Below are 15,671 nucleotides of genomic sequence, written 5' to 3' on the forward strand. Positions count from 1 at the left end.
GGGATTCTTGCATGACGGCAGCGGTTCTCGGCGTGATCGGCGGCTCGGGCGTCTACGACCTGCCCGGCCTGGAGGATGTCCGCGAGGAGACGATCGCCTCGCCCTGGGGCGAACCCTCCGACGCGCTGCGCATCGGCCGCATCGGTCAGACCAAGGTGGTGTTTCTGGCCCGGCACGGACGCGGCCACCGCTTCTCGCCCACCGGCATCAATTACCGCGCCAATATCGACGTGCTGAAGCGCGCGGGCGTCACCGATATCGTCTCGCTCTCCGCCTGCGGCTCGTTCCGCAACGAGCTGCATCCGGGCCTGTTCGTGCTGGTCGATCAGTTCGTGGACCGCACCTTCGGCCGCGCGACCTCGTTCTTCGGCAATGGCTGCGTCGCCCACGTGCCCTTCGCCCACCCGGTCGGGCCGGCCCTGCAGAAGCGCATCGCCGCGGCGGCGGAAGCCGAGGGCATCTCGGTGCACAGGGGCGGCACCTATGTCTGCATGGAGGGGCCGCAATTCTCGACTCTCGCCGAGTCGAAGCACTACAAGGCAGCGAATTTCGACGTGATCGGCATGACCAACATGCCCGAGGCCAAGCTCGCCCGCGAGGCCGAGATCACCTACGCCACCATCGCCATGGTCACGGATTACGATTGCTGGCATCCGAGCCACGACAGCGTGGACGTCGCCTCGGTGGTCGCCGTGGCCCGCGCCAATGCCGGCAAGGCGGCGCAGCTGGTCGCCCGCGTCGCCCGCGACTTCCCGGCCGAGCGCGAGGATTGCCCGGCCGGCTCGCACCGGGCGCTGGACGGCGCGATCATGACGGCGCCCGCCCATCGCGATCCGGAGCTGGTGGCAAAGCTCGATGCCGTGGCCGGGCGGGTGCTGAACGTCTGACGCGCTTCTTCGACGGACCGTCGAAGCGGTCGAAAACGCGTTCCCCTCTCCCCATCTGCGAGAGAGGGGCTCTCGCGGTGGTGGCAGGTGTCTACGGAAAGCCTCAGCGGGCGCAGCCGGCGGCGCGCTCCTGGCGCTGGATGTCGGCGATGTCGGCGCGCTGGCGGGCGGAGAGCGGCACGTCGGCCAGCTCGTCGTACTTGCAGCCGGCATTGCCGAAGGCGCGGATCGCCCGCTCGGTGCGGAAGCAGTAGCCGGCATCCTTGTAGATCGCGTTGCGCTCGCCCCACAGCTCGTCGCAGGGGAAAGCCGCCAGAGCGGGCGAGGCCGTGATCGACAGGAGAAGCGCAGCGGTCAGTCGACGCATGAAACGGGCTCCGATCCACCGGAGCACGGATGTCCTCAGGCGGTCTTGAGGGTCAGCGAACGGCTCGGCTCGCGGCCGAACCCCTGGATCTCCAGACGGTCGCCCGCGATCTCGACGATGGCGAAAGCCGAGCTGTCCGGCGTGTCTACCATGCCGTGAAAGTTGACGTAGTGAATTCCGTCCCGCTCGATGTAGTTGCCCTTATGATTGTGGCCGTTGAAGTAGGCGATCACGTGCGGCTGGCGGGCAAGAAGCGCGGTGAGGCGGTTCGCATCCCACAGATTGTGCGGGTTGTCCGGCGCGACCGGGTAGTGGTTGATTACGACGACGCGCTCGCCGGCCGCGCGCGCTGCCCGCAGGCACCCCTCCAGCCAAGCGAACTGTGATTCGCCAAGGGAGCCATTCCAGGGCTTGGCGTTGACGAGGCCCGCGGCCTCGGCCTGCTGCAGCCGCTCCGCGGCGAGCTGCCGGCGCGGATCGTCCGGCGGGGGGGCAAACAGCGACACGTCGTTGCCGTCGAGGACGACGAAGCGGATGTCGCTGGCAGCGAAGTCATAGGACGGGCTCGCCATCCCGAGCAGGCTCGCCACCCGGCCGCGATGCTCGGGCGCCACGTCGAAATCGTGGTTGCCGAGCACGAAGCGGGTCTCGTGGCGAAGCGTCCGATAGATCGGCAGGATCTTGTCGTAGCTCGCCACGTCGCGGTCGATGGTATCGCCGAGCGTCACGACGAAGCTGAGGTCCTCCCGGTTCAGGGCGGAGACCGCCGCTCGCATCTTGTCGAGACTGTTGGCGTAGTACCGGCCGAGGGTCAAATTCGGCGGCGCCTCGGCATATTGCGGGTCGGCGATCACGCCGAAGCGCAACCGGGCGCCGGCGGCTCCGGCCCTGCTGGCCATGAGCGCAGCGCTTGCGGCGAGGACGGAACGGCGGGACAACATGGCGACTCCTCACGGCCGGGCGAGGGCGGGAGGCTGGCCCCGCCGCATGACCGCCGGATGACGGGCGCGTCGGTTCATGGCGGGGGCCGGCGCCAAAACCCTTCCCCCGACGGGGCATTCCACACTACAAGGCGGGCGCGGCCGGTCACGGAGGCCCGCCGACCGTTCCAGGATCAGATATCCAGCACGCGATGCGTACAGCCAGCATCAGCCGCCGCACGGCGGAGACCGACGTTTCCGTCTCGATCGATCTCGACGGCACCGGCAAGGCCGAGATCTCGACCGGCGTCGGCTTTCTCGACCACATGCTGGAGCTGTTCGCCCGGCACGGCCTGTTCGACGTGACGATCAAGGTCGAGGGCGACCTCCACGTCGATCAGCACCACACCACCGAGGATACCGGCATCGCGCTGGGTCAGGCGGTGGCGAAGGCACTCGGCGACAAGCGCGGCATCGCCCGCTACGCCGATATCCACCTGCCGATGGACGAAACGCTGAGCCGCATCGCGATCGACATCTCCGGTCGTCCGTTCCTGGTCTTCCGTACGAGCTTTCGCGTGGAGAAGATCGGTCAGTTCGACACCGAATTGGTGCGGGAGTTCTTCCAGGCGTTCGCGATGAACGCCGGTATTACGCTGCACGTCGAGACATTCTACGGCGAGAATGCACATCACATCGCCGAGAGCGTGTTCAAGGGTTTGGCCCGGACCTTGCGGAAGGCGGTCGCCATCGACCCACGCGAGGAGGGCCGCGTTCCCTCGACCAAGGGATCGCTCTGAGACCGTTCGAGGAGGAGCGAGAATGCGGACCTATACGCTGCACCTTCCCGAGGGCTCGGTTCGCGGGGATCCCCGCGCTCTGGAGCAGGCGCACGTCGTGCGCGACGGCTTCTCCTGGGGGGCCTTCGCCTTCACGGTCCTGTGGTTCGTGCGTCACCGCCTCTGGCTGGCGGCGCTCCTGGTGCTGGTCGGGCTCGTCGTGCTCGCACTCGCCGGCCGGGCGCTCGGCCTCTCGCCCTTCGCGGCGCTGGTCGTCACGGGGCTCGCAAGTCTACTGATCGGCATGGAAGCCCCGAGCCTGCGCCGCTGGACCTATGGGCGCCGCGGCAAGCCTGCGCGGGACGCGGTGATGGCGGGCTCCCAGGAAGAGGCCGAGTTGAAGGCCGCCGCCCGCTGGCTCGATGCCGACGCGGCCCCGGGCGCCGCAACGGGTGCCGAGACCACCACCATGACGCGCCCGACCCACCGCCGCAGCGACGACGCGGTGATCGGCCTTTTTCCCGCGAGCGAGGGTGGACGGTGAGCGAACAGACCGTCGCGATCATCGATTACGGTTCGGGCAACCTCCACTCGGCGGCCAAGGCCTTCGAGCGCGCGGCCCGCGAGGCCGGGCTCGACGGCACCCGCATCCTCGTCACGGACGTGCCGGAGGCGGTGGCCGGAGCCGACCGCGTCGTGCTGCCCGGCGTCGGCGCCTACGCCGATTGTCGCCGCGGCCTCGACGCGGTGCCCGGCATGGTCGAGGCCATGACCGAGGCCGTCAAGACTCAAGGTAAGCCGTTTCTCGGCATCTGCGTCGGCATGCAGCTCATGGCGAGCCGCGGCCTCGAATACGAGGAGACCGCGGGGCTGAACTGGATCCCCGGCGACGTTGCCCCGATCGAGCCCGCCGACCCGGCCCTCAAGATTCCGCATATGGGCTGGAACACCCTGTATCTCGACCGCGAGCACGCGCTGCTGCGCGACATCGCGATCGGGGAGGGCGGGCTCCACGCCTACTTCGTCCACAGCTTCGCGCTGCGCGCCGCCGAGCCGGCGGACGTGGTCGCCCATGCCGAGTACGGCGGCCCGGTCACGGCGATGGTCGCGCGCGACAACATCGCCGGCACCCAGTTCCACCCCGAGAAGAGCCAGCGCCTCGGCCTCGCCCTCCTCGGCAACTTCCTGCGCTGGCGCCCCTGAGGGCGCCCGCTTTCCGACACACCGTTTCCGGCGAGTCCTCGCGTGATCCTGTATCCGGCCATCGACCTCAAGGAAGGGCGCTGCGTCCGCCTCGTTCAGGGCGACATGGCGCAGGCCAAGGTCTTCAACGACGATCCCGCGGCCCAGGCCGAAGCCTTCGAGATGCAGGGCTTCTCCTGGCTGCACGTGGTCGATCTCGACGGAGCCTTCGCCGGCGCGCCGCGCAACGCCGCCGCCGTCGACGCGATCCTGGCTCGGATCAAGCTGCCGGTGCAGCTCGGCGGCGGCGTACGCGAGATGCGCACCCTTGAAGGCTGGCTGGAGAAGGGCGTGAGCCGGGTCATCATCGGCACCGCGGCGGTGCGCGACCCCGCCTTCGTGCACGAGGCAGCTCGCCGCCATCCGGGGCGCATCGCCGTCGGCATCGACGCCAAGGACGGGCGCGTCGCGGTCGAGGGCTGGGCGCAGACCTCCAGCATGACGGCGGAGGAGCTCGGTCGCCGCTTCGAGGATGCGGGCGTCGCCGCCATTATCTACACCGACATCGCCCGCGACGGCATCCTCAAGGGCCTCAACATCGAGATGACGCTGGCCCTGGCCTCGGCCGTCAAAATCCCCGTCATCGCCTCGGGCGGCCTCGCCTCGATGGCGGATGTCGAGCGCCTGCTGGAGCCCGACTGCGCCGTGCTCGCCGGCGCGATCACCGGCCGCGCGCTCTACGACGGCCGTATTGACCCGAAGGAGGCGCTGGCGGCCATCGCCCGCGCCAAGGGAAGCGCCGCGTGATCGCGCGCTTCGACCGCCGGCCCCGTCAGCCTGAAGGCATCTGAGCGTGCTCAAGACCCGCATCATTCCCTGCCTCGACGTGAAGGACGGGCGCGTCGTGAAGGGCGTGCAGTTCCTCGAACTGCGCGATGCCGGCGATCCGGTCGAGTCGGCCAAGGCCTACGATGCGGCCGGCGCCGACGAACTCTGCTTCCTCGACATCACCGCGAGCCACGAGGACCGCGGCACCCTGCTCGACGTGGTGAGCCGCACCGCCGAGGCCTGCTTCATGCCGCTCACCGTCGGCGGCGGTGTCCGCACGGTGTCCGACGTCCGCACCCTGCTGCTCGCGGGCGCCGACAAGGTCGGCATCAACACGGCGGCGGTGAAGAACCCCGATTTCGTCGCCGAGGCGGCGGAGAAGTTTGGCGACCAGTGCATCGTCGTGGCGATCGACGCCAAGCGCGTCTCCGCGCCCGGCGAGGCCGCGCGCTGGGAGATCTTCACTCATGGCGGGCGCAACCCGACCGGCATCGACGCGGTCGAATTCGCACGCAAGGTTTCCGAGCGGGGGGCGGGCGAACTTCTCGTCACCTCCATGGACAAGGACGGCACCCGCTCCGGCTACGACCTCGCGCTCACCCGCGCCATCGCCGATGCGGTGAAGGTGCCGGTGATCGCCTCGGGCGGCGTCGGCGGGCTCGACGACCTCGTGGCGGGCGTGCGCGACGGCGGGGCGAGCGCGGTGCTGGCCGCCTCGATCTTCCATTTCGGCCAGCACACGGTCGGCGAGGCGAAAAGCCATATGGCCGCCGCCGGCCTTGCGATGCGGCTCGATCCGTAACGGGTATCCGGTGCGCGGCTGCCCGCGCCCCTTGACCGGGGGGCGGAGCCTGCGCAGGGTCCGGTGCAACGGTGTCCGATCATGCGATGCCGCATGATAACGGTTCCGTTTGCACGCCTTATGACGAAGTTCAGCCTCGACGACCTCGCTGCCCTCGTGGACAGCCGCGCCGGCACGCCGCCCGAGTCCTCCTACACGGCAAAGCTCCTTTCCGAGGGGCCAGCCAAGGCGGCCAAGAAGCTCGGCGAGGAGGCGGTCGAGGCGGCCATCGCCGCTGTGCAGGGTGACCGTAAGGCGCTGGTGTCGGAGGCGGCGGACGTGCTCTACCACCTCGTCGTGACGCTGAAGGCGGCCGGCGTCCCCCTCGACGACGTGATGACGGAGCTCGGACGGCGCACGGCGCAGAGCGGGCTCGCCGAGAAGGCGGCGCGGAGGCATACATGATCGGCGCCCCGATCCCGCCGGCCGGGATCGAACCGGAAGAGCGCCAGAATCCGGTGACCGGCCAGGGCCCTGGTCGCCTCTCGCCCTACCGGATCTTCGCCCGCGAAGAGTGGGCCCAGCTTCGCGCGGACACCCCGCTGACGCTGACGGCCGAGGATATCGGCCGGCTGCAGAGCCTCAACGACCCGATCTCGATCGAGGAGGTCGTGGCGATCTACCTGCCGCTCTCGCGCCTGCTCTCGCTCTACGTCGCGGCGACGCAGGGGCTGTTCAAGGCGACGCAGCGCTTCCTGCTCGCCGAGCACGATACCAAGGTGCCCTACATCATCGGGCTCGCCGGCTCGGTGGCGGTCGGCAAATCGACGACCGCGCGGGTGCTGAAAGCCCTGCTCGCGCGCTGGCCCAACACCCCCAAGGTCGATCTCATCACGACCGACGGTTTCCTCCACCCCAACGCCGAATTGCAGCGCATGGGCGCGATGGAGCGGAAAGGGTTTCCCGAGAGCTACGACAGCGCCGCGCTGCTGCGCTTCCTCGCCGACATCAAGGCCGGCCACAAGCGGGTGTCGGCGCCAGTCTATTCCCACCTCGTCTACGACGTGGTGCCCGGCGAGGAGCAGGTGATCGAATCGCCCGACATCCTGATCGTCGAGGGCCTGAACGTCCTCCAGCCGGCCCGCCTGCCGCGCGACGGCACCGCGATCCCCTTCGTCTCCGACTTCTTCGACTTCTCGATCTACCTCGACGGGCACGAGGACGACCTGCACCGCTGGTACGTCAACCGCTTCCTCCGCCTGCGCCAGACCGCGTTCCGCGATCCGCTCTCCTACTTCCGCAAATACGCCGAGGTCGCCGAGAACGAGGCGCTTGAGATCGCCGACCGCCTCTGGACGACGATCAACCTGCCGAACCTGCGCGACAACATCCTGCCCACCCGCCAGCGGGCGAGCCTGATTCTGGCCAAGGGACCGAGCCATCGCATCGAGAGCGTGGCGCTGCGGCGGCTGTGACCGGCGCCGCTCAATAGCTCGGCCATAGCCCCCGCGTCGCGAGTTCGAGCATGTGGCCGTCCGGATCGCGAAAATAGAGGCTCGTCGCCCCGCCCGGCCACGCGACACGCCCTTCGACGGCGACACCCCGGGACGCGAGCTTCGCCTCCCACGCAGGCAGGTCATCTTCGGTCGTACCGAAACAGAGATGCAGCGGCCCTGTCCCGTCATGCGGTGGGATCGACCCGCCATGCAGGCGCTGCGCAGACACAGATGCGCCGCGCCTAAACAGCAGAAGCACGTTCTGCCCGCCGACATCGTAGGCACAGAGTGTCTCCGATGTCAGGACGCGCTCGAGACCGATGACGGTTTCATAGAACTCGTGGGCTCTCTGTAAATCATCGACGTACAGCGCCGTCTCCAAGATGCGATTTGGCCGCAGCATCGCCGAGGGTCTTGTTCCATCGATGGCGCGACGTGGATCGGCGCGCACCGCATTCTCCTCCGATCTGGTTGATTGTGAACCGCAACCCCGGTGGAAAACACCGGGGATAACCCACCAAACGGCTCAGCTTGCCCGCAAATTGCCCCCGCTTGCCCTGGGGATGCCACAACCTCGGCCGTGTTTGCGCCACATCCTCGGGGCGTAAGTGTTGCCCATACGCCGCTGGCGCCATCACGAAGAGTGAGCGACGACAACGATGCAGGGCCGTACGATCGGATCTCCGCGTACTTCCTCGATGCCGCGCAAGAGCGGGCGTCCCATACCGTCCGCCGACGTGATCACCCTCAATGCCCGCACGGGTCGCGATCACGGCAGCCGCACGGCTCTGGTGCGTTCCATCCTCTCCATGACTCTTCTCGCCGGGGGCCTGAGCGCGGTTCTGCTCAATGCCGGCACCGATCTCGGCCGGGCCGAGGCCTCCACCAAGGTGTCCGATCTGGCCATGCCGAAGCCGCGGCTTCAGGCGCTGGCGCCGGAAAGCCCGGTTCCGTCGGTCCTGGCAGCGTCCGCGAGCTTCCATCCCGTGGGCGACCTCGACACCGAACTCGGCGCCAACACGGTCGACCGCGTCTCCTACGACTTCCTGCTCTCCCAGACCTCGACCGGCGATCCGAACGACATCCTCGAATTCGGCCCGATGAAGATCCGCCGCCATCTCGTGCAGACGATCGTCAAGGCGGCTCAGGCGGTCCAGACCGATCCGGTTCTGCTCATGGCGGTGGCCGACAAGGAGTCGAGCTTCATCACCGCCGTCCAGGCCAAGACGTCGTCCGCTACCGGCCTGTTCCAGTTCATCGAGCGCACGTGGCTCGGCGTGATCCGCGACTTCGGACCCAAGTACGGGTACGAGAAGGAGGCCGCCTCGGTGGTGCCGGACGCCAACGACAAGCCGTCGATTCAGGACCAGGCCGAGCGCAGCCGCATCCTCGACCTGCGCCGCGACCCTTACCTGTCGGCGGTCATGGCCGGTGAGATGCTGAAGCGCGACGCGGCGCGCATCGCCCTGAAGATCGGCCGCGAACTCTCCCTCGGCGAGGTCTATCTCGCCCACTTCCTCGGACCGGACGACGCCGAGAACTTCCTGTCCCAGGTGGTCGACAAGCCGACCGCCGCGGCGGCGACCCTGCTGCCCGGTCCGGCCCGGGCCAACCGCTCGATCTTCTTTGCCGGCACCACCGGTCGTGGCCGGCATCGCAAGCCCGCCAGCCTCTCGGTCGCTCAGGTCCACCAGAAGTTCGAGGCGATGATGAGCACCCGCGGTGACCGCTATCGCGACGTGCGCAGCGTGGCCGGGCTCGTGACCCTCGCCAATGCCGAGGCGGCACAATAGGGCATAGGCCGCGGCCGCCCGTCGCGCGGCAGGCCTGCGTCGGTGAAAATCTCCCTTCGACGCAACTGAGCGGCACCCGCCCGCTTTGTTGTGCTGTGCGGCGCCCCAAGCCTTCGCATTCCGCGAGAGCTCCTCCGCCGCCCGGATGCGCGAGAGAGGATCGTTTCGCCTTGAACGACTCGTTTCGAGACCGATCGCATCGAGGGTTCGCCGATGATCCTCTTTTGCCCGGAATGAAGCTCGATCAGATCGGGCAGGCGCTCGCCTCCTGCTACGATAACCTCGTGGCCGAGGGCATCCCCGATCACTTGGCCGCTCTGGTCCGGCGCGTCGATCACGCCGAGCGCGCCCGCTCCGCCGAAGCCGAGCGTCCGGATTCCCGTATCGCTCTGGTGGTCGAGGATGAGCGCGACACCCGCGAATTGGCTGAGAGCGTGCTGGAAGAGACCGAGATGCGTGTGATCGGCTGCGACAGCGCCGAGCACGCCCTGAAGGTCCTGCGCGAGCAGGGCGGCGAGGTGGCCCTCGTTTTCGCCGATATCCGGCTCGCCGGCGCCATGGACGGCCTCCAGCTCGCCCGCGCCATCGCGACTCTCTGGCCGCGCACCCGGCTGGTCGTGACCTCCGGTGTCGAGCCGGAGCCCGGCGTCGCGCTTCCCGAGGGGGCGGTCTTCATTCCGAAGCCGTGGCGCGCGCTCGACGTTCTGGTCGAGGCCGAACGGGCCGCACGCGACCCGTCGCCCCCGGTGAGCTGATCGGCTGAGCCGGTCGTGCGCGGCAATTCCGGGTCGAATCGAACCGACCTGCGCGCCGAACGCTTCTCAGGCCGCGATCGCCTCACCCCGACGGCGCCGGGGCAGGAAGAACAAAGCTGCGCCGATCAGGCCCAGGATGCCCGCGCCCGTGCCGACATAGACGAGTTCCCGGTCGGTCTGCTCCTGATACGCCGTGTCGTCCAGGACGACGACGTTTTCGCTCTCCTTCGACGATCCGGCTTCGCCGGGGATGTACTTGATCGGGAGCGTATCGGCGGCCAAGCGATTGTCGACGATGAGCTTGTCGGCGAGGGCATGAGAAATCGACACTTCCTCGACTTTTCGCGTGATTCCGCTGCCATCGGTCCAGCTGAGGTCGAGCTTGTAGCTCGTTCCTCCGCGGCGACGCTTCACCCGGGTCGCGCTCTCGATCGTCGCCTCGGTCTGAACCCCCATCGCCATCACGTCCTGGCGGCGATTGCCGTCCTGCCAACAGGCGACGGCCACAATCGGCCCGCCGATGGCACAGAGAATCGTGAGCCACTTCAGTTTGCCGAGGATCCAACCCACCATGCCTTCGACCTCTCCTAAGCTTTGAGGTGCTCAGGCTAGGATAAAAGGCCGAAGATATCAAACTCGCGGCAGATTAGCTTTGTTCCGAGACGGAATTATCGCGAGCGCTCAGATTTTTTAGCTATGCCTTAGCCGTCCCGGGTTCGGCTTGATCGCCGCCGTATCACCCGGCGAATCGGTTGATCGGCGTCATTGCCTCGCAAGCGCACGTCACATTTCTCGAGCGGCAACCAATCATGCGCGCCGGAGGACGGGCTTACGAAGCCTATCTCCGTGCCGACAACGCCGCTGCGCTGTGGAGAGGGGCTCTGTCGTTGTGGCTGGCTATCCCGGTTCTAGCCCTTCGGGAGTAACCGCCGCCGAACGGTCAAGCTCATGTGAGCCCCCGCACGGCCAAATCGTGGAAAATCCGTAAACAGCAGGGAACCGAGCAAGCACAGTCACGCTTGTAACAGCAAAGATTACTGCACAGGTAGGCACCTGCGATGAAGACCTTGGCATCTGTTCTCGCCGGCGTTGTCGGCGTGTGTGTCCTCGCGACCAACGTCGCCAGCGCATCTCCCTACGATCCGTTCGGATCCGACGGTGACGATTACGATCAGGAGCAATCGTCGCCGGGCGGCTGGCCTGTCTACGACCCCTATGCCAACCGGCGGGGTTCCAGCGCCCAGGGTTACGGGCAGGGCTACGGCGAGGCCGAGGCTGCTCAGGCTCAGGTCGCCCGCATCCCGCGCGAAATCGTGCCCTACAGCACCCGTTACGCACCGGGCACGATCGTCGTCTCGACGGCCGAGCGTCGGCTCTACTACGTATTGCCGGACGGACAAGCCGTTCGCTACGGCGTCGGCGTCGGACGGCCCGGTTTCACTTGGAGCGGCGTGAACAAGATCACCGCCAAGCGCGAGTGGCCGAGCTGGACGCCTCCGGCTGCGATGCTGGCCCGCCGCCCCGATCTGCCGCGCTACATGGCCGGCGGCATCGAGAACCCGCTGGGTGCCCGGGCGATGTATATCGGTCGGTCCGAGTATCGGATCCACGGCTCCAACGAGCCGGATACGATCGGTCAGGCGGTCTCCTCGGGCTGCATTCGGATGACCAACGAGGATGTGACCGATCTCTATTCCCGCGTGAAGGTTGGCGCCACCGTGGTGGTCAACTGACGTTCCTCCCCAATCGAGTCACGGGAAGAGAGCTGCGGCAGTCTTATCCGCCGCAGCTCTTCTCGCGTTTCATCGACCGGCTGCAGCCTGCCCGCTTTCCTTCAGAGCCGTGCGTCGACCGCTACGGGGCAACCCGGCCGACGGCGGTCTGCGGGCCGTTCATGAAGGAGACCGGCATGTCGCAGAAGCAGCGGGCGCCGAGGGGGCGCGGCCCCGGCAGAGGGCAGGAGAACGGCTGAAGGCCGCTGATACCGGACTGCACGGCGTCGCAGTTCAGACCCATGGCCCGACGTGGCGGACCGCCCCAATCGCGCTGCGCACGGGCGCGCGGCGGCGGTGCATCGTAGCCGTCGTCGTAATACTGGGCGTGTGCGGGCGCGAGGCTTCCGGCCGCAAGCGCGATCAGGGCTGCAAGGCCGAGTGTGCGAACGGAACGCATCGTGTCCATAACCTCCTGTGGGCCGCCCGCTCGGAGCCGGCAAGGCGTTGAGCCTTGCTTTGCCCGGGCGGCGGAAAAGAGGCGAAGCGAGCGACGCAGGGACCAAAACAGGCCCGATACAGGAACGGCCCACTCCGTCGGGAGCGGGCCGTCAAGATCGTGACAGGGCGGGGGCGAAGCCGCCGATGGTGTTACGAGGTCGCCTTCTGCGCGTCGTTGGCGTTCTCGCGAGCGGTCTCGACGCCCTGCTCGTAGGCCTGCCGGGCCTCGGCAGCACCCTGCTGCATCGCGCTCTTGGCATTCTCGGCGCTCTGCTGAAACGCGCTCTGGGCGAGACCGCCGAACTCCTTGGCCTGCGCCTGGATCGCCGCGAACTGCGCGCGGACGAACTCCGCTTGGTGCTGCATCGCCTCCTGCACGTCCCGGGCGCGCACCAGTTTCTGAGCGAGGTCGAACGCGGCGTTCACGTTCTGCTCGGCGTATTCGAAGCCGCGGGTCGAGATGTTGGTGGCGTTGCTGCGGGCGAGGTCCGTCGAACCCTGGACCGTATCCGCCGTACGGCGGGCCGCGCCGATGAACGAGTCGAACGCCTTGCGAGCCTGCTCGACGCTCTTCTCAGCGAAGTCGCGCATCTCGGTGGGAATCTCGTAATTCGGGGTGCTGTTCATGCCTGTCTCCTCTGCTTCGCATTGGACGCTCGTTGTGCGGCGCACAATGTGCAACGCAAAATAGCGCGGGGGTGACCCTTTTTCCACCCCACGAGGGGCGATTAAGGTTACCAGTTGATAAACGTGTGTCGGCAGGTTTCAGTGTCCACGTCCGGCGGCAGTTAAGTTACACGGAGCTGTGTGTTCATGCCCCGATCGACCGTCGGCAGGGCTGTGAAGGGGCGTATGACCAGGGTTCGGATGGCGGACCGCGCGGCGCATGAACTGTCTCCCGGGAGCGAATCGGGTGTTCGCGCCGCGTTCGCACGGTGGCGCGGCGACGCGTCGGTGGCGCATCTCGTCCACGAAGGCGGACCGCTGCTCGTTCTCGATGGATCCGCGGAGCGGATCCTCCACGCAGACGGTGCGGCGCTGGCGCTGCGGGCCGGCATCGCCGACGCGCGCGGCGTCGTCCTTCCCGCTCTGCGCCTGTCCGCGCAGATCGACCGCGCCGGCTCTCTCGATGCACGGCCCCGGATGGTTCGCCTTCGATTCGATCCGAGCGGCGTCGCGGCCCCGGTGGTCGTCCTCGCCGCCAGGGCCGAGATCGAGCCGGGGCATCCGGTTCTTCTCCTGGCTCCGGTCGGGCCCTTGCCGTCTCTGCGGCCGTTCGAGGCTGCGCCGGCGAAGATCGATGATGTGCCGCCGGTCACGGCCCCCTCCGTCGCAGCACTCGAGTCCCCGGCCCCCGAGCCAGACTCGGAGCCGGCTTCTGCTGTGGCCGAGACCGCGGATCGGCCTGCGCGCCTGATCTGGCGCAGCGACGTCGAGGGAGTGTTGACCCATGTCTCGCCCGCGCATCCCGACCTGTCCGAGGCTTTGACCGGCCAATCCTGGACGATGCTCGCCGCCGACGGCGTTATCGACGGCTCGGTGCTGATCGAGGCCCTTTCGGCCCGCAAAACCTTCCGCGCCCTCCCGCTCATCGTGCGCGGGCGAGCCTACGTGCACGCTCTCGAAATCTCGGGCGCCCCCGCGGGCCGCGCGACGGAGGCGTTCTCCGGCTTCACCGGCTTCGCGATCCTCGGAGAACGGCATCCGCGTCCCGTCGAGGATGAAACGCCGGTGCTCGATCACCCGCCCGAGCCGGAGCCCATCCGCGAGCCGGAGGCGGATGCCGGCCTGTCGGTGAACGAGCACGCCGCGTTCCGCGAGGTTGCGCGCATTCTCGGTCTGCGGTTCGCCCCCGACGAGACGGCATCGGACGAGGCACCGATGCCGGCGACGCGAGCGGATGCTCCGGCGGGCAGTTCCGTGATGCCGTTCCCGACGCCGCCGGCCCGGCTCGCCGAGAACGAGATCCGAGCCCGCGCCGCGCTTGCGGAACTGCTCGAAAGCCTGCCGCTGGGCGTGCTGGTCTATCGCGGGACCGAGATCCTGTTCGCCAGCCGCGCCTTTCTCGATCTCACCGGCTATCCGGATCTGCCGGCCCTGCGTCAGGCGGGTTTCGCCTACCTCTTCCGCGGTCTGCCGCCGCGGGATCGCGAGATCATGGGACCGGTTCCCTTCGCTCGGCCCGAAGGCGGCACGGTCGCGCTGTTGGTCGATCGGGCCGGCCTCGTCTGGGAAGGCGTGCCGGCCGAGATCTGTCTCGTCCGCGCGATGCCAGCGACGAATGCCGCGCAATCGCCCGCTGTTCCGACCAATGCCGCCCGATTGCGGGCCGAGAAGGTCCTGGACAGCCTCGAGGAGGGGGTCGTCACCCTCGACGCGGAGGGGCGGGTCGTCGGGCTGAATCCGAGTGCGGCCGAACTCGTCCACGCGCATCCCAAGGAAGTGGTGGGCGGGCGCTTCGCCGACCTGTTCGCGCCGGAGAGCCTGCCGGCCCTCGAGACGGCCGTCACCGCCTCCCGCCGCTCGGGCGCGAGCGAGATCTTCGGGGTGACGCCGCGGACCGGAGCGGCGGCTCTGCGCCTGCGCATCGCCCGCCTGTTGAGCGAGGATGCGCCGGGTTACTGCGCCAGCCTGCGCGAGATACGAGACGAGGCGCCGTCGCCTCCGGATCCGGTCGCGGGCGCGCCCGCGCGTCCGGGCGAGTCGGGAGCGGATGCCGCCTGGAAGGCCAACGCCCTCGCTCGGGTCAGTCGCGAGATCCGTCCCTCGCTCAACGCGATCCTCAGTCTCACCGACATGATGCTGTCCGATCGCTTCGACCGGGCGGACGCCGAACGCCTGGAGGCCTATCTGCGTGAGGTGCGTCTCTCCGGCGGTCGGATCGCCGGCTTGATCGATGATCTGCGCGACCTCGCCGAGATTCAGGCCGGCCGCGGCAAGCTCACCTTCGCCGACCTCGCCCTCAATGATCTGGTTTCCTCCTGTATTACCGCGCAACAGGCGAAGGCGGCGCGCGACCGCATCGTTCTGCGGACCAGCCTCGCTCCCGATCTGCCGAATATGCGGGCGGACGAGCGCTCGATCCGGCAGGCGACGCTGACCGTGCTCGGAAACGCCATCCGCGTGACCGAGGCCGGCGGTCAGGTGATTATCTCGACGACGCTCGCCGAACGCGGTGAACTGGCAGTACGTGTGCGCGACACCGGCACCGGCATGACCGAGGACGAGCTCACGCGCGCCCTCGAACCGTTCCGAGCCGATGTCGGTGCCGAAGCGGAGGGAGAAGAACCGGGCTTCGGACTGACCTTGACCAAGGCCCTGGTTGAGGCCAATCGCGGCCGCTTCCGCATCTCGAGCCGCAAGGACGAGGGCACCTTGGTCGAGATGCTGTTCCCGGCCGCCTGACCCCGCGGCCGGCGATCGATCCGCCGGGGTTCGAGCGACCGCCGGACCGCCAATTCTTGTGAAATGGCAGGCCTTTCGCTGTCTTTCTGAGGAAGCGGAGCGGTTTGTGTCACGCCTCCAGTCAATTACAGCGGCGCGTGCTTGCGACTAATTGCAGAGCTCGACTTTTTGGTGCTTGCCGGGTGTCTTCCACTGCGCTTATGAGTTTTGAGGAAGCCCCGGCTGCGCGGACCTTCGCGATACGATCGGGCACCGGCAGGGAAGA

At 68.0% G+C, this 15,671-nt stretch carries 18 protein-coding genes; 12 read left to right on the forward strand and 6 right to left on the reverse strand.

Annotated features, from left to right (window positions below):
- Positions 1–11: 11 nt before the first annotated feature.
- Positions 12–887 (forward strand): S-methyl-5'-thioadenosine phosphorylase, encoded by an 876-nt coding sequence (locus MPPM_RS13345; protein ID WP_096485486.1) that lies wholly within the window; start codon positions 12–14, stop codon positions 885–887.
- Between the two features lie 103 nt (positions 888–990).
- Here MPPM_RS13345 and MPPM_RS13350 read toward each other — a convergent pair whose 3' ends face one another.
- Both MPPM_RS13350 and MPPM_RS13355 read right to left on the reverse strand, forming a co-directional pair.
- Positions 991–1,254 carry a YARHG domain-containing protein gene (locus MPPM_RS13350; RefSeq protein WP_096485487.1) on the reverse strand — a complete coding sequence of 88 codons (264 nt, stop codon included), beginning with the start codon at positions 1,252–1,254 and terminating at the stop codon, positions 991–993.
- A gap of 35 nt (positions 1,255–1,289) precedes the next feature.
- The gene (locus MPPM_RS13355) at positions 1,290–2,195 is read right to left on the reverse strand and encodes a metallophosphoesterase (RefSeq protein WP_096485488.1); all 906 of its coding nucleotides are present in this window, start codon (positions 2,193–2,195) and stop codon (positions 1,290–1,292) included.
- A 191-nt stretch (positions 2,196–2,386) separates the two neighbouring features.
- On the opposite strand from MPPM_RS13355, the gene hisB reads away from it, so the two are divergent.
- The 7 genes from hisB to coaA all read left to right on the forward strand — a co-directional run bounded on the left by hisB (position 2,387) and on the right by coaA (position 7,219).
- Entirely contained in the window at positions 2,387–2,974 is a 588-nt protein-coding gene (hisB, locus tag MPPM_RS13360) for an imidazoleglycerol-phosphate dehydratase HisB (RefSeq protein WP_017485821.1), read from the forward strand.
- A gap of 22 nt (positions 2,975–2,996) precedes the next feature.
- Positions 2,997–3,497, forward strand: a complete 501-nt coding sequence (locus MPPM_RS13365) for a DUF2628 domain-containing protein (RefSeq protein WP_017485822.1) — start codon at positions 2,997–2,999, stop codon at positions 3,495–3,497.
- A complete protein-coding gene (hisH, locus tag MPPM_RS13370; protein ID WP_096485489.1) occupies positions 3,494–4,156 on the forward strand; it encodes an imidazole glycerol phosphate synthase subunit HisH in 663 nt (220 codons plus the stop codon). The genes MPPM_RS13365 and hisH overlap by 4 nt, the downstream gene beginning before the upstream one ends.
- A 42-nt stretch (positions 4,157–4,198) precedes the next feature.
- Positions 4,199–4,942: a 1-(5-phosphoribosyl)-5-[(5-phosphoribosylamino)methylideneamino]imidazole-4-carboxamide isomerase gene (hisA, locus tag MPPM_RS13375; RefSeq protein WP_017485824.1), complete on the forward strand. Its 744-nt coding sequence runs from the start codon at positions 4,199–4,201 to the stop codon at positions 4,940–4,942.
- Positions 4,943–4,988: 46 nt separating this feature from the next.
- Positions 4,989–5,765, forward strand: coding sequence for an imidazole glycerol phosphate synthase subunit HisF (gene hisF / locus MPPM_RS13380; protein ID WP_096485490.1), 777 nt, complete (start codon positions 4,989–4,991; stop codon positions 5,763–5,765).
- Between the two features lie 120 nt (positions 5,766–5,885).
- Positions 5,886–6,209 (forward strand): phosphoribosyl-ATP diphosphatase, encoded by a 324-nt coding sequence (locus tag MPPM_RS13385; RefSeq protein WP_096485491.1) that lies wholly within the window; start codon positions 5,886–5,888, stop codon positions 6,207–6,209.
- Positions 6,206–7,219, forward strand: coding sequence for a type I pantothenate kinase (coaA, locus tag MPPM_RS13390; RefSeq protein WP_096485492.1), 1,014 nt, complete (start codon positions 6,206–6,208; stop codon positions 7,217–7,219). The genes MPPM_RS13385 and coaA overlap by 4 nt, the downstream gene beginning before the upstream one ends.
- A 10-nt stretch (positions 7,220–7,229) precedes the next feature.
- Here the strand turns inward: coaA and MPPM_RS13395 are convergent, their stop codons facing one another.
- Positions 7,230–7,643 (reverse strand): VOC family protein, encoded by a 414-nt coding sequence (locus MPPM_RS13395; RefSeq protein WP_096485493.1) that lies wholly within the window; start codon positions 7,641–7,643, stop codon positions 7,230–7,232.
- A gap of 256 nt (positions 7,644–7,899) precedes the next feature.
- Here MPPM_RS13395 and MPPM_RS13400 point away from each other — a divergent pair, with 256 nt between their 5' ends.
- The gene (locus tag MPPM_RS13400) at positions 7,900–9,033 is read left to right on the forward strand and encodes a transglycosylase SLT domain-containing protein (protein WP_096485494.1); all 1,134 of its coding nucleotides are present in this window, start codon (positions 7,900–7,902) and stop codon (positions 9,031–9,033) included.
- A gap of 233 nt (positions 9,034–9,266) precedes the next feature.
- Positions 9,267–9,788 carry a response regulator gene (locus MPPM_RS13405; RefSeq protein WP_096485495.1) on the forward strand — a complete coding sequence of 174 codons (522 nt, stop codon included), beginning with the start codon at positions 9,267–9,269 and terminating at the stop codon, positions 9,786–9,788.
- A 66-nt stretch (positions 9,789–9,854) separates the two neighbouring features.
- Here MPPM_RS13405 and MPPM_RS13410 read toward each other — a convergent pair whose 3' ends face one another.
- On the reverse strand, positions 9,855–10,361 hold the full coding sequence (locus tag MPPM_RS13410) for a hypothetical protein (protein ID WP_096485496.1): 507 nt from the start codon (positions 10,359–10,361) through the stop codon (positions 9,855–9,857).
- Positions 10,362–10,846: 485 nt separating this feature from the next.
- Between MPPM_RS13410 and MPPM_RS13415 the strand changes: the two genes are divergently transcribed.
- A complete protein-coding gene (locus tag MPPM_RS13415) occupies positions 10,847–11,521 on the forward strand; it encodes a L,D-transpeptidase (protein WP_096485497.1) in 675 nt (224 codons plus the stop codon).
- A 121-nt stretch (positions 11,522–11,642) separates the two neighbouring features.
- Here MPPM_RS13415 and MPPM_RS13420 read toward each other — a convergent pair whose 3' ends face one another.
- Both MPPM_RS13420 and MPPM_RS13425 read right to left on the reverse strand, forming a co-directional pair.
- Positions 11,643–11,960, reverse strand: coding sequence for a hypothetical protein (locus MPPM_RS13420; RefSeq protein ID WP_096487847.1), 318 nt, complete (start codon positions 11,958–11,960; stop codon positions 11,643–11,645).
- Positions 11,961–12,151: 191 nt separating this feature from the next.
- On the reverse strand, positions 12,152–12,628 hold the full coding sequence (locus MPPM_RS13425) for a phasin (protein ID WP_096485498.1): 477 nt from the start codon (positions 12,626–12,628) through the stop codon (positions 12,152–12,154).
- A gap of 240 nt (positions 12,629–12,868) precedes the next feature.
- Here MPPM_RS13425 and MPPM_RS13430 point away from each other — a divergent pair, with 240 nt between their 5' ends.
- Positions 12,869–15,406, forward strand: coding sequence for an ATP-binding protein (locus tag MPPM_RS13430; RefSeq protein WP_096485499.1), 2,538 nt, complete (start codon positions 12,869–12,871; stop codon positions 15,404–15,406).
- Positions 15,407–15,671: the final 265 nt, after the last annotated feature.

This window comes from Methylorubrum populi (assembly GCF_002355515.1).
Classification (GTDB): Bacteria; Pseudomonadota; Alphaproteobacteria; order Rhizobiales; family Beijerinckiaceae; genus Methylobacterium; species Methylobacterium populi_A.

Coding starts and splice junctions, on each gene's coding strand:
- MPPM_RS13395 (WP_096485493.1), bottom strand. CDS start 7,643: ATGCTGCGGCCAAATCGCATCTTGGAGACGGCGCTGTACGTCGATGAT.
- MPPM_RS13430 (WP_096485499.1), top strand. CDS start 12,869: ATGGCGGACCGCGCGGCGCATGAACTGTCTCCCGGGAGCGAATCGGGT.
- MPPM_RS13405 (WP_096485495.1), top strand. CDS start 9,267: ATGAAGCTCGATCAGATCGGGCAGGCGCTCGCCTCCTGCTACGATAAC.
- MPPM_RS13400 (WP_096485494.1), top strand. CDS start 7,900: ATGCAGGGCCGTACGATCGGATCTCCGCGTACTTCCTCGATGCCGCGC.
- coaA (WP_096485492.1), top strand. CDS start 6,206: ATGATCGGCGCCCCGATCCCGCCGGCCGGGATCGAACCGGAAGAGCGC.
- MPPM_RS13385 (WP_096485491.1), top strand. CDS start 5,886: ATGACGAAGTTCAGCCTCGACGACCTCGCTGCCCTCGTGGACAGCCGC.
- MPPM_RS13355 (WP_096485488.1), bottom strand. CDS start 2,195: ATGTTGTCCCGCCGTTCCGTCCTCGCCGCAAGCGCTGCGCTCATGGCC.
- MPPM_RS13350 (WP_096485487.1), bottom strand. CDS start 1,254: ATGCGTCGACTGACCGCTGCGCTTCTCCTGTCGATCACGGCCTCGCCC.
- MPPM_RS13415 (WP_096485497.1), top strand. CDS start 10,847: ATGAAGACCTTGGCATCTGTTCTCGCCGGCGTTGTCGGCGTGTGTGTC.
- MPPM_RS13420 (WP_096487847.1), bottom strand. CDS start 11,960: ATGCGTTCCGTTCGCACACTCGGCCTTGCAGCCCTGATCGCGCTTGCG.
- MPPM_RS13410 (WP_096485496.1), bottom strand. CDS start 10,361: ATGGTGGGTTGGATCCTCGGCAAACTGAAGTGGCTCACGATTCTCTGT.
- MPPM_RS13345 (WP_096485486.1), top strand. CDS start 12: ATGACGGCAGCGGTTCTCGGCGTGATCGGCGGCTCGGGCGTCTACGAC.
- MPPM_RS13425 (WP_096485498.1), bottom strand. CDS start 12,628: ATGAACAGCACCCCGAATTACGAGATTCCCACCGAGATGCGCGACTTC.
- MPPM_RS13365 (WP_017485822.1), top strand. CDS start 2,997: ATGCGGACCTATACGCTGCACCTTCCCGAGGGCTCGGTTCGCGGGGAT.
- hisB (WP_017485821.1), top strand. CDS start 2,387: ATGCGTACAGCCAGCATCAGCCGCCGCACGGCGGAGACCGACGTTTCC.